We start from the raw sequence: 12,938 nt of genomic DNA, 5'->3' as shown, positions 1-12,938 counted from the left end.
GCCATGAGCGTCAAGGGTTGTGACTGAGAGCGCTCTCAAGAAAGAGAATTCTTCACAACTCGTCGAGTGGGAACGGTAATTGGCGGGCGACTGCGAGGCGGGTCCTGACTGTGCGGTCAGGAAGTGAACACCGCACCCGCCTCGGCCCGCCCACCGGCCACTTGGACTTACGCAACGCGGTTGTTGGACTGGCACGCACATCGAGGTCCCACGTCGTTGACGGTGTCCCGACATGGGGACTACTCAGGGCACATGTCGCGAAGATTCACTTCGGCGGGCGCTGTCGCCGCCGCCTCAGCCGCCGTCCTGGCGCTCGTGGGGACCGCACTCCCCGCCGCAGCCGCCACCCCGCTCCCCGCCGCAGCCGTCACGGCCGTCCCCGCGGATGCCGCCGTCATCGGATCCCCGCAGCTCTCGGTCGCTGTCGCCGACGACTTCCCGCGTGTCCTGTCGTACACCGACCGGGACAGCGGCAACCAACTGCTCGGCAGTACACAGCCGGTGACCGCCGTCACCCTCAACGGTGCCGCGCACCAGGTGCAGCCGAAGGGTGCGCCCGAGGTCACCGCCACGACCGCGCGGTACACGCTCACCTTCCCCGACCTGCCCGGCGTGGAGATCGACGCCTCGCTCTCGGTCTCCGGACGCACCACCACCTTCAAGGTGACGGCCGTCCGCGACACCGAGGCGTTCCGGGTCGGCACCATCGACATCCCCGGCCACGACCTGGTGTCCGTCGGCTCCACGGACACCGGCGCCGCCACCGCGTTCACCCGCCTCGACCCGGACTCGACGAAGACCGCCGACGTCTTCGCCCGGGTCACCGCGGACACCGCCGCCGACAAGGCGCCGGTCGGCGCCTCGTACGCGATCGTCAACACCGGCTCGCTCGCTGCGGCCGTCGAGTCCAACTCCTCGTACGACAAGCCGTCCGGCGCCACCGGGGGCGATGACGCCCGGTTCTGGCACCAGGCCCGCAAGGCCGACGACGGCACCGTCCGGGTCGGCATCTGGTCCGGGCAGTGGACCTACCGCGGCTCCGGCGCACCGAAGCCGGAGAGCGGCGCGAACCTGCCCTGGGCCAAGGTCGTCGTCACCCCCGACGCCAACGGGGACAAGGCCGTCGACTGGCAGGACGGCGCCGTCGCGTTCCGCACCATCGGCGTCACCGCGCCCGGCAGCGACGACACCGCGAACCGGGTGATCACCCACATCCCGTTCAACTTCGCGAGCCAGGCCACCCACCCGTTCCTGCGCACCCTCGACGACGTCAAGCGGGTCTCGCTCGCCACCGACGGCCTCGGTCAGCTGGCGCTGCTCAAGGGGTACGCCTCCGAGGGCCACGACTCCGCCCACCCCGACTACGGCGGCAACTACAACAAGCGCGCCGGCGGGCTGAAGGACCTCAACGCGCTGCTGAAGGACGGCAAGAAGTGGGGTGCCACCTTCGGCGTCCACGTCAACGCCACCGAGGCGTACGCGGACGCCCACGCCTTCGACGAGAAGCTCGTCGACAAGACGAAGCCCGGCTGGAACTGGCTCGGCCAGAGCTACTACATCGACCAGCGGAACGACATCAACAGCGGCAACCTGGCCCGCCGTTTCCAGCAGCTGCGCGACGAGACCGACCCCAACCTCAGTCTGCTCTACATCGACGTCTACTACACGCACGGCTGGATCGCCGACAAGACCCTGCAGTCCGTGCAGAAGCAGGGCTGGAACGTCGCCACCGAGTGGGCCGACAAGTTCGAGCGCGGCTCGCTCTGGTCGCACTGGGCCAATGACCTCGACTACGGCGGCGCCACCAACAAGGGCCTCAACTCGCAGATCATCCGGTTCATTCGCAACAGCGAGAAGGACGTCTGGAACAACGACCCGGTCCTCGGCCAGACCGCCATCGACGAGTTCGAGGGCTGGACCGGCGAGACCGACTGGAACGCCTTCTACGACAACATCTGGCAGCGCAACCTGCCCGCCAAGTACCTCCAGCAGCAGAAGATCACCCGCTGGGACGGCAACGACATCACCCTCACCGGCGGTGTCCGGGGCACGGTCGAGGACGGCAGGCGGACCTTCTACGACCACGGCCGCAAGGTGCTCAGCGGCACCGACTACCTGCTGCCGTGGGACGGCGGCAAGAAGCTGTACCACTACAGCAAGTCCGGTGGTACGAGCAGCTGGTCGGTGCCTTCCACGGGCGCGTACACCGTCTACAAGCTCACCGACAACGGCCGGGTCAAGGCCGGTACGATCCGGCCCGTCGACGGGAAGATCACGCTGACGGCCACCGCCGGACAGCCGTACGTCCTCTACCCGGACCACGCACCCGCCGCCGCCGACCCGGAGTGGGGCGAGGGCAGTGCGGTCGACGACCCGGGCTTCAACGACAACGGGCTCGACGACTGGTCGAAGACCGGCACCGTCGCCCGTGACACCGACGACCAGGGCCGCAACAGCGCGAAGCTCTCCGGCGACGGCCCGGCCGCCGTCGCACAGCGCATCTCCGGCCTCAAGCCCGGCGCGCGTTACACCGCCTCCGCGCTGATCGAGGTCCAGCGCGGAAAGACCCGGCACACGAGGCTCTCGATCGGCGGCAGGTCCGTCGCCGTGGACCGCTCCACGGCCGAGGACTACGTCGCCGCTTCGGACTGGCACGGTACGTACTTCCAGCGGGCCAAGGTGAACTTCACCGCCCCCGCGGACGGCCGCACCACGTTCCGTATCGAAGCGGCCAGGGGCAGCGCCGCGACGGTGCGGGCCGATGACGTACGGATCGTCGCCAACGCCCCGGCGACCAAGAAGAACACCGTCGTGTACGAGGACTTCGAGGACGTCGACCAGGGCTGGGGCCCCTTCCTCAAGGGCGATGCGGGCGGCTCCACCGACCCCCGGACCGTCATCTCCCAGCTGCACGCCCCCTACACCCAGGCCGGCTGGAACGGGAAGCTCGTCGACGACGTGATCGGCGGCAAGGAGTCCCTCAAGGCCCACGAGGAGAACAGCGGACTCGTCTACCGGACGGCGCCCTGGACGGTGCCGATGGCCGACGGTCACCGGTACAAGATCGAGTACGACTACCGGTCCAGCCACGCCGGCGCCTATGAGTGGGTCGACGGCTACGACCGGATCACGGCCGACGGCAACCCCGACTCGGTCGAGACCCGGACCACCGCGATCGGTCAGCAGCGCACCACCGGGCACTACTCCGAGACCGTCACGGCGGGCTGCGGCGACACCTGGACCGGGCTCCGCAAGCGCGACGACGCACCCGAGGGCGCCGACTTCGTCCTCGACGGGTTCACCGTGACCGACCTCGGTCCGGCCCCCGCCGGTGAGCTGGCCGCCTGCGGCACGCTCAGCGTCGACCCGGCCGCCGAGACCCTGGAGCCGGGCACGGCCAACGTCGTCAAGGCGAGCTTCACCAATTACGAGGCGACGGCTGCGACCGACGTGTCGGTCGGCCTCACCGTCCCCGACGGCTGGAAGGCGGAGCCCGTGGGTGCCGTCACCTTCGACTCCGTGGCGGCGGGCGCCAAGGTCACCGGCAGCTGGCATGTCACCCCGCCGGTGGACGCCGAGTACCGGACGTACAGCCTGAGCGCCGAGGCGTCGTACACGGTCGGCGGGGCGGAGCGGACCCTCGGTGCGCAGACGTCCGTACGGACCCTGCCGCCGCCGCCCACCACGGACAGCTGGGCCAGCGACCTGGACTGGACGGCGTCGAGCAACGGCTGGGGACCGGTCGAGCGCGACCTCTCCAACGGTGAGACGGGCGCCGGCGACGGCACACCGCTGACGATCGGTGGCACCGTCTACGCCAAGGGGCTCGGTAGCCACGCCCCGGCGAACATCCGCTACTACCTGGGCGGCAGGTGCACGTCGTTCACCGCCGAGGTGGGCGTGGACGATGTGCAGAAGACCGCGGGCAGTGTGCAGTTCGGCGTCAGGGCCGACGGTACGGAGAAGGTGAAGTCGCCGGTCCTCAAGGCGGCCGACACGGCCTGGTCACTCACGGCGGACGTCACCGGCGCGAAGTACGTCGAGCTGGTCGTCGCGGACGGCGGCGACGGCAACGGCAACGACCACGCGGACTGGGGCAACGCACGGTTCCACTGCGGAAGCTGAATGAGCCGGCAGTGAGCAGTGAGAGGGGTGGGGCCGATCCCGGCCCCACCCCTTCCCAGGAGCGCGTCCGCGAGGACGTGCGGAAGGGGTGGGGCCGCAAGGCCGGGGTATTCTCACCGGACTCCGCCGTGCCCGCCAAGGGCGGTGCGGTGGGAGAAGCGGATCAGCGGCTCGTTCCACCTCCGTCGGTTCCCGCTCCGTCCGGACGCCGCGGACGTCGTGCCCGCAGCCGTGCGGGACGCCTTTCGCGAGGCCGTGCGGCTGACCATCACCCACTCGGGCGAACCGGTCGTGGACCGTCCGGAGGACTCCCGGAAGGCGCAGGACGCACAGGCGAGGGATGCCCGGGACTCACCGGTGTGTGCAGTACGCCACAGTGAGACTTTGTGGAGCCTGTACAAACGGGGACGGTCCCGGGCTGGTGGTTCGCCTGCATGGCGCAAGGGTTCTGTCCGGCTCCACCAGGAAACGGGTCGGGAGACTGTGCAGAGTCGACGGCAGGTTTCTCTTGGTCGGCTTCGTAGGGTCGATACATGACCGTTGTGGACGAAACCCCGGGCGAGCCGACAGACACCCGTGGCCGGGTGGCCGAACTGCTGGCACTGCGTGAGCAGGCGCGGCGCGGACCGAGTGACCGGGCGACCGAGGCGCAGCACGCCAAGGGCAAGCTGACGGCCCGTGAGCGCATCGAGCTGCTCCTGGACCCGGATTCGTTCAAGGAGGTCGAGCAGCTGCGCCGGCACCGGGCGACCGGATTCGGCCTGGAGGAGAAGAAGCCGTACACCGACGGTGTCATCACCGGCTGGGGCACGGTCGAAGGCCGTACGGTCTTCGTCTACGCGCACGACTTCCGGATCTTCGGCGGCGCCCTGGGTGAAGCCCACGCCACAAAGATCCACAAGATCATGGACATGGCGATCTCGGCGGGTGCCCCGCTGGTCTCGCTGAACGACGGCGCAGGGGCCCGGATCCAGGAGGGTGTCAGCGCGCTCGCCGGATACGGCGGCATCTTCCAGCGCAACACCCGAGCCTCCGGCGTCATCCCGCAGATCAGCGTGATGCTCGGCCCGTGCGCGGGCGGCGCGGCCTACAGCCCCGCCCTCACCGACTTCGTGTTCATGGTCCGCGAGACCTCCCAGATGTTCATCACCGGACCGGACGTCGTGAAGGCGGTCACCGGCGAGGAGATCTCGCAGAACGGCCTCGGCGGCGCCGATGTGCACGCCGAGACCTCGGGCGTCGCGCACTTCGCGTACGACGACGAGGAGACCTGCATCGCCGAGGTCCGCTACCTGATCGGGATGCTCCCGTCGAACAACCGGGAGAACCCGCCCACCGTGGCGAGCGACGACCCGGCCGACCGGCGCGGCGACGTCCTGCTCGACCTGGTGCCCGCCGACGGCAACCGCCCGTACGACATGCACAAGGTCATCGAGGAGCTCGTCGACGACGGCGACTACCTGGAGATCCACGAGCGCTGGGCCCGCAACATCATCTGCGCCCTGGCCCGGCTCGACGGTCAGGTCGTCGGCATCGTCGCCAACCAGCCGCAGTCCCTGGCGGGGGTCCTGGACATCGAGGCGTCCGAGAAGGCGGCCCGCTTCGTCCAGATGTGTGATGCATTCAACATTCCCATCATCACTCTATTGGACGTACCCGGCTTCCTGCCCGGCGTCGATCAGGAGCACGGTGGAATCATCCGGCACGGGGCGAAGCTGCTCTACGCGTACTGCAACGCCACGGTGCCGAGGATCTCGCTGATCCTGCGCAAGGCGTACGGCGGTGCGTACATCGTGATGGACAGCCAGTCCATCGGTGCCGACCTGACCTACGCCTGGCCCACCAACGAGATCGCCGTCATGGGCGCCGAAGGTGCCGCCAACGTCATCTTCCGTCGGCAGATCGCCGACGCCGAGGACCCGGAGGCCATGCGGATCCGCATGGTCAAGGAGTACAAGGCCGAACTGATGCATCCGTACTACGCCGCAGAGCGCGGACTGGTCGACGACGTCATCGACCCTGCCGAGACGCGCGAGGTGCTGATCGCCTCGCTCGCGATGCTCCGGTCCAAGCACGCCGATCTGCCGTCCCGTAAGCACGGCAACCCCCCGCAGTAGCCGCGGCCGGTGCACCACCCCGCACAGCCCGCCACGCACTGCCGAGAAGACGGAGAGACATCCATGAGCACTACTCCTGCCGAGTCCGTGCTGCGCGTCGAGAAGGGTCTTGCCGACCCCGAGGAGCTGGCCGCGATAACCGCGGTCCTGCTCGCCCGCGCAGCCGCCACCCCCGCCGCCGCCCCGGCCCACCGCGGCCGCACCCACGCCGGCTGGCGCCGCCTCGAGCGCACCCCGGGCTTCCGCGCCCCGCACTCCTGGCAGGGCTGACAACGGCCCAGCAGACGGCCCGCAGCACGCGAGAGGCCCCGCACTCCCTCGGGAGTGCGGGGCCTCTTCGTACGGCTGCCGGAGCCTACCGCAGGCGCGCCATCAGCGCGTGCTCCACGAGCGTGATGAGCGCGCTCTTGGCGTCCGCGCGGTGGCGGGCGTCCGTGGTCAGGATCGGGGTGTCGGGGCCGATCTGCAGGGCCTCGCGCACCTCGTCGGGGGTGTACGGCTGGTGTCCGTCGAAGCCGTTGAGGGCGATGACGAACGGCAGTCCGCTGTTCTCGAAGTAGTCGACGGCCGGGAAGCAGTCGGCGAGACGCCGGGTGTCGACGAGGACGACGGCGCCGATGGCGCCGCGGACCAGGTCGTCCCACATGAACCAGAAACGGTCCTGACCGGGCGTACCGAAGAGGTACAGGATCAGGTCCTGGTCCAGGGTGATACGGCCGAAGTCCATGGCCACCGTCGTGGTGGTCTTGTCCCCGGTGTGCGTCAGATCGTCGATGCCCGCCGACGCGGACGTCATCACGGCTTCGGTGCGCAGCGGGTTGATCTCCGAAACGGCACCGACGAACGTGGTCTTACCCACGCCGAAGCCCCCTGCCACCACGATCTTCGCGGAGGTAGTGGAGCGGGCTGCTCCGCCGCTAGAGCTTGCGAAGTCCACTGAGCACCCTTTCGAGCAGTGTCACATCTGGCTGGCCACCGGCGGACTCGTCGCCGCCGGGCTGATGGATAGCGACGAGTCCGGCCTCGGCCAGGTCGGCTACGAGGATCCGGGCAACGCCGAGGGGGATCGTGAGAAGCGCCGAGATCTCGGCAACCGACTTGATCTCGAAGCACAGCCGGCAGATCCGCTGGTGCTCGGGCAATTGCCCTTGCAGCCGCGACGGATCGGCCGTGGTACTGACCAACGCCTCAATGGCGAGCTGGTATCGCGGTCGGGTCCGGCCGCCGGTCATGGCGTACGGACGGACCAGCGGGTTGTGGGCCGCGGGAGCGGCGGGCTCGGCGGACCGCCGCGGCTGCACCGTCTGAATGCGGGGCTGCTGGGGCGATTCGATCCGATGCGGGCGCTGAGGGTGCTGCGGCTGCTGCTGCTGCCACCCACCATCCTGCTGCCACCCGCCGTCCTGCTGCCACCCGCCGTCCTGCGTCTGCCGGCGCGGGTACGGCTGCTGCGGCTCATAAGGTTGCTGCGAGCCCTGTCTGCTGGGCGTGGAAGGGAAGTTGTAACGGTTGTCCCCGTGCTCGCCCGGTACTTGCTGACCACCGTCGTACTGGTGTCCGCCTGGGGGTGTTGCCACAATTCCTCCTCCGACTGCCGGTCCCGATCCCAGTGGGGCCGCGCCACCGCACCTTATGGTGCGGTGGCGCATGACGCACCGTCTGTCTACTAGTTAAGAAGACTTCCCTGCAGTTCGGCACGGAGGTCCGGGGTGAGGACCGTGCCTGCACGGTCGACCAGAAGGGCCATTTCATACCCAACCAGACCGATATCGGCGTCGGGGTGGGAGAGAACGGCCAGCGAAGATCCGTCGGAGATGGACATGATGAAGAGGAATCCGCGCTCCATCTCCACAACTGTCTGATTCACCGCGCCGCCCTCGAAGATCCGCGAGGCGCCCGCGGTCAGCGAGGTCAGGCCGGAAGCGACGGCCGCCAGCTGGTCGGCACGGTCCCGCGGGAATCCTTCGGACATGGCCAGCAGGAGTCCGTCGGCGGAGACCACCACCGTGTGCGACACCCCGGGGGTGTTGTCCACGAAGTTGGTGATCAACCAGTTGAGATTCTGCGCCGCCTGGCTCATCGGGCTCACACTAACGCTCCTGGTTGTAGGTATTACTTGTGTCCGAACCAGCGTTACGACCCCGCTGAATGCCCCTTCGCAGGTTGCTCAACCTGCCCCGGACGTCCTCAGGGGCGCGGGAGACCTGAGGGCCGCCCTGCTGGGTCTGCTCCGCCGTGCCCTCGACCAGATTGGCCTTGGGCACTCGCCGGGGAAGTCCGGACGGGGTGACCCCACCCGCCTTCGGCTCCCGGAGCTTGTCGGCCCGCTCCCAGCGCTCGTCGTTCGTCGAGCGCCAGTCGTCGGAGCCGTTCCCGTCCTGCGGCGCGGGCGACGGCCGCTGCGGCAGTTCCTGCTGCTGCGGCTGCTGCTGTGCTGCGACGGACTGGTCGTTTCCGCGGCCCGTGGGCTGCCAGTGCTGCTGACCGCCCCGGCGCGGCAGACCGGCATCGGTCATCTCGCTGCCGACGTTCGGGGTGGGACCCGAACGGTCGAAGCCTACGCGCTCCTGCGGCTCGGCGGGAGCGCTCGGGACAGATTCCGGTTCGGCCTGCGATATGGGCTCGTACGCACCCTGGTACGTGCCCTGATCTGCCCACTCTCCCTGGTGGGGCTGGGCGGCGAACTGGTCCTCGTAGCCTCGCTGAGTGCTCTCGGCAGCGGCATATGCCGCTTCCGTATAGCCGCCCTGCGACGGGTAGTCGGACTGCTCGGCGTAGCCGCTGTCGCCGCTGTACGTGTTGTAGGAACTGTCGTACGCCGCCTGCGGGTACTGCTCCTGCTGCGGGTCCTGTGCGTACGTGTCCTCGGCGTAGGAGGCGTCCTGGTACGCATTGCCCTGGAACGCGTCCTCCTGGAACTGCGGGCGTTCGCCGCCCGTCTGGGCCTCCAGCGCGGCGCGGCGCTCCTCACGCATCAGCGAGCGGCCCACCGGGTCCAGCTGTGCGGGGTCGACCGCCGGGTCCTCGTAACGCGAGTCGTCGAAGCCGAGCTCCGCCGCCGTACGCATCTGGGGCTGGTGCGGAATCGGTTCGAAGGCCTGCTGCCGCGGGATGATCGAGGAGACCGTGAAGTCGTCCTGGGCCGCGATCGGTTCGAGCTCGCCGCCGCCGCCGTGCGTGATCGCGTCCGGCAGCATGACCAGCGAGGTGGTTCCGGCCTGCTCGCCCGAGGGGCGCAGCTGGACCCGGATGCCGTGCCGGTCGGCGAGCCGGCCGACCACGAAGAGACCCATCCGCTGGGACACCGCGGCGTCCACCGTCGGCGGGTTGGCCAGCTTGTGGTTGATGTCCGCGAAGTCCTCGGCCGTGAGGCCGATGCCCTTGTCGTGGATCTCGACCATCACGCGGCTGTCCGGCAGTCGGGTCGCGGTGACGCGGACCTTGGTCTGCGGCGAGGAGAACGTGGTGGCGTTCTCCAGCAGCTCGGCCAGCAGGTGCACGAGGTCGGTGACGGCCTGGCCGTGGATCTCGGTCTCCGGAACGCCGGAGAGCTCGATGCGCTCGTACGACTCCACCTCGGAGGAGGCGGCCCGCAGGACGTCGACCAGCGGAACCGGCTGGTTCCAGCGGCGGCCCGGCTCCTCGCCGGCGAGGACGAGGAGGTTCTCGCCGTTGCGGCGCATACGGGTGGCCAGGTGGTCCAGCCGGAAGAGGCTCTCCAGCTGGTCCGGGTCGGCCTCGTTGTTCTCCAGGTCGGTGATGAGGGTCAGCTGGCCCTCGATCAGCGACTGGTTGCGGCGCGACAGGTTCGTGAAGATCGCGTTGACGTTGCCTCGCAGCATGGCCTGCTCGGCAGCGAGCCGAACCGCCTCGCGGTGCACCTGGTCGAAGGCGCGGGCGACCTCGCCGATCTCGTCCCGGGTGGTGATCGGGATCGGCTGTACACGGGTGTCGACCCGGCCCGGCTCGGTCCGCGACAGCTGGTCGACGAGCATCGGCAGCCGCTGCTCGGCGATCGAGAAGGCGGCGGTACGCAGCTGACGCATCGAGCGGCTCATCTGGCGGGCCACGAGGCCGGCCAGGACGAAGGCGGCCAGCAGCGCGACCAGCACGATGGCGGCGTTGACGATGGCGTCGGTCTTGGCGCTGGACGAGATGTTCGCGGCCTCGGTCACCGCCTTGTCGACGAGCTCTTCCTCGACCGTGGTGTAGCCGTCGAACTTGGCGGTGGAGGCGGCCATCCAGGTCGCGGGCGTGATGCCCTTCGCCGCCAGTTCCTCGGGCGACTTGCCGAGGCCGATCTGCTGGGCCATTCCGTCGAAGACCGAGCCGTCGATGCTGGGCGGCGCGACGAACGGCACACCTGCCGCGTCCGCCTGCGCCTTGGCGGCCTTCAGTTTCTTGGCGCCCTCGGCCGCCTTGGCGGTCATGACCTGCTTCAGGCGGACCGAGTCGGCCTCCGTACCACCGGAGACGTACTCGCCGAGTGCGATCTGCTCCAGGTAGTTGTACGAGCCGAAGGCCTTGACCTGGGCGCCGAACTTGGCGTTCTCCTGGCTCGGACGCACGAGCAGGTGCATACCGATGGAGCGCTGAAGCGATTCTGCGGCCTTGGCCAGTTCGATCGCGTAGACCGTGCGGCCGTAGCTGGTGATGTTGCCGGTGCCCAGGCCGAGCTCGTTGCAGAACTCCATCAGGGAGTGCTGGACCTTGACGTAGCCCTCTTCCGTCTTCACCGGGTCCATGGCCTCGGCGTAGGCGGCTTTGCGCAGCTCCGGGAGCTTGGGCTCCTCCTGCTTGAACAGCTGGAGACGGCGCTGCAGGCCCTCCTTCTTCGGCATGCCCTGCACGGCCTCGTCGAACTTGGCGGCGGCCGCGTCCGTGGTGGCGTACACCTGGTCGACGGCGGCTGCGTCGCGCTTGTTCGACAGCAGGGGCTGGGCGGAGAGGTCACGCTCGTTGAGCAGTGCCTGTCCGTACTCCGAGGCCGCGCGCACGATCAGCGCAGTCTTCTCGGCGTCCTGTGCCTCTCTCCAGGTGTCGATCGACCCCTTCACCTGGAAGCCGCCCATGACCAGGCCGACCAGCACAGGGATCAGAAGGATCGCGTTCAGCCGGGTGGGCACCCGCCAGTTGCGCGGGGACAGCCGACTCGTACTGCCGCCGGCCGGTGCCTCTTCGGACACTTCGGCGGGTGGCGCCGCGCTGCGCGGCGGCGGGGTGAAGTTGCCCCGCTCCTGCTGCGCCGCGGAGCCCTCGTTGCTACGCCTCACTCGACCAACAACCTCTCGGCGTCGGCACCTACGCTGTGCCGTTTTTCGTTCAGGGCCGTACTACTCGGGAGTTTCGTCGAATTGCAGCACGGGGACCGGCCGCGTTCCAAACAGTCGGAATCAGCCATTCCGAGTGGTCCAAGCCTCAGATAAAACGGGCATAAAGAGCGAGCCCCGTCAAAAGGCGGGGCTCATGTGAGCACAGCGACACCAGGCGAATGCATCGGGTGCTGAAGCCGGAGTAATTCTCTGTCGAAACGTTATGAACACGGGGGCGGATCGTGTCGAAGGACACAGTCCACCCCCGTGCGACTACAGCAACTTCCGTATCCGCATTCCGACTTGCGGTGAGTCCACGGCTACTTGAGCCGAGCCATCAGCGCGTGCTCGACCAGCGTGATCAGGCCGCTCTTCGCATCGCCGCGGTGGCGGGCGTCCGTCGTGATGATGGGGGCGTCGGGGCCGATCTGCAGGGCCTCGCGCACCTCCTCGGGGGTGTACGGCTGGTGTCCGTCGAAGCCGTTGAGGGCGATGACGAACGGCAGTCCGCTGTTCTCGAAGTAGTCGACGGCCGGGAAGCAGTCGGCGAGACGCCGGGTGTCGACGAGGACGACGGCGCCGATGGCGCCGCGGACCAGGTCGTCCCACATGAACCAGAAACGGTCCTGACCGGGCGTACCGAAGAGGTACAGGATCAGGTCCTGGTCCAGGGTGATACGGCCGAAGTCCATGGCCACCGTCGTGGTGGTCTTGCCACCTGTGTGCGTCAGATCGTCGATGCCCGCCGACGCGGACGTCATCACGGCTTCGGTGCGCAGCGGGTTGATCTCCGAAACGGCACCGACGAACGTGGTCTTACCCACGCCGAAGCCACCCGCCACCACGATCTTTGCCGAGGTGGTGGCCCGGGCCGCACCGCCGCTAGAGCTTGCGAAGTCCACTGAGCACCCTTTCGAGCAGTGTCACATCCGGCGCGCCGCCGGCCTCTCCGTTGCCCGGCTGGTGGATGGCCACCATGCCGGCTTCCGCCAGATCCGCGACAAGGATCCGGGCCACACCGAGCGGCATCGACAACAGCGCCGACACCTCGGCCACCGACTTGACCTCACGGCAGAGGTGGCAGATCCGCTGGTGCTCCGGGAGCAGAGTCCCCAGGTGCGCCGGGTCGGCCGTGGTCGATACCAGCGCCTCTATGGCGAGCTGGTAGCGCGGCCGGGTCCGGCCGCCGGTCATGGCATACGGACGGACCAGCGGCTGGTCGCCTTCACCTTCGTACGACGCGTGGTGCAGTGCGCCGTACGGATCGGGTGAGGCGGGTGGCGGGGTCATGAATCCTCCGGGCGTGACAGCTTGGTGTCGGCTTGCCGTCTGAAGGGGCCGGTGGGGGGAGGAAGCGGCCGGACGGTCGAGGGGGTGGGAGTGC

9 protein-coding genes are annotated in these 12,938 nt (G+C 68.8%); 3 read left to right on the top strand and 6 right to left on the bottom strand.

The genetic code is table 11. From position 1 onward, the window contains the following. The first annotated feature begins 252 nt into the window (after window positions 1–252). From OHA03_RS05985 to OHA03_RS05975, 3 genes are all read left to right on the top strand, one after another. The gene (locus tag OHA03_RS05985) at window positions 253–4,125 is read left to right on the top strand and encodes an endo-alpha-N-acetylgalactosaminidase family protein (RefSeq protein WP_267001466.1); all 3,873 of its coding nucleotides are present in this window, start codon (window positions 253–255) and stop codon (window positions 4,123–4,125) included. A 533-nt stretch (window positions 4,126–4,658) separates the two neighbouring features. After that, window positions 4,659–6,242: an acyl-CoA carboxylase subunit beta gene (locus OHA03_RS05980; protein ID WP_030928728.1), complete on the top strand. Its 1,584-nt coding sequence runs from the start codon at window positions 4,659–4,661 to the stop codon at window positions 6,240–6,242. Window positions 6,243–6,305: 63 nt separating this feature from the next. Further along, the gene (locus tag OHA03_RS05975; RefSeq protein ID WP_093772301.1) at window positions 6,306–6,512 is read left to right on the top strand and encodes an acyl-CoA carboxylase subunit epsilon; all 207 of its coding nucleotides are present in this window, start codon (window positions 6,306–6,308) and stop codon (window positions 6,510–6,512) included. A gap of 85 nt (window positions 6,513–6,597) precedes the next feature. On the opposite strand, the gene OHA03_RS05970 is transcribed toward OHA03_RS05975, so the two are convergent. From OHA03_RS05970 to OHA03_RS05945, 6 genes are all read right to left on the bottom strand, one after another. Continuing rightward, window positions 6,598–7,179 carry an ATP/GTP-binding protein gene (locus tag OHA03_RS05970; protein WP_014048542.1) on the bottom strand — a complete coding sequence of 194 codons (582 nt, stop codon included), beginning with the start codon at window positions 7,177–7,179 and terminating at the stop codon, window positions 6,598–6,600. Further along, window positions 7,160–7,819, bottom strand: a complete 660-nt coding sequence (locus OHA03_RS05965) for a DUF742 domain-containing protein (protein WP_267001461.1) — start codon at window positions 7,817–7,819, stop codon at window positions 7,160–7,162. The genes OHA03_RS05970 and OHA03_RS05965 overlap by 20 nt, the downstream gene beginning before the upstream one ends. 89 nt (window positions 7,820–7,908) lie before the next feature. Next, on the bottom strand, window positions 7,909–8,322 hold the full coding sequence (locus OHA03_RS05960) for a roadblock/LC7 domain-containing protein (RefSeq protein WP_267007938.1): 414 nt from the start codon (window positions 8,320–8,322) through the stop codon (window positions 7,909–7,911). A gap of 10 nt (window positions 8,323–8,332) precedes the next feature. Beyond that, window positions 8,333–11,515: a nitrate- and nitrite sensing domain-containing protein gene (locus OHA03_RS05955; RefSeq protein ID WP_267001459.1), complete on the bottom strand. Its 3,183-nt coding sequence runs from the start codon at window positions 11,513–11,515 to the stop codon at window positions 8,333–8,335. Between the two features lie 359 nt (window positions 11,516–11,874). Continuing rightward, a complete protein-coding gene (locus OHA03_RS05950) occupies window positions 11,875–12,456 on the bottom strand; it encodes an ATP/GTP-binding protein (protein ID WP_267001457.1) in 582 nt (193 codons plus the stop codon). Then, window positions 12,437–12,844, bottom strand: a complete 408-nt coding sequence (locus OHA03_RS05945; protein WP_030978706.1) for a DUF742 domain-containing protein — start codon at window positions 12,842–12,844, stop codon at window positions 12,437–12,439. Before OHA03_RS05945 ends, OHA03_RS05950 begins: the two co-directional genes overlap by 20 nt. Between the last annotated feature and the right edge of the window lie 94 nt (window positions 12,845–12,938).

The organism is Streptomyces sp. NBC_00154 (assembly GCF_026342835.1).
Lineage (GTDB): Bacteria > Actinomycetota > Actinomycetes > Streptomycetales > Streptomycetaceae > Streptomyces.
The sequence above is the reverse complement of the archived record's forward strand: the minus strand, read 5'-3'. Positions and strand labels throughout refer to the sequence as shown.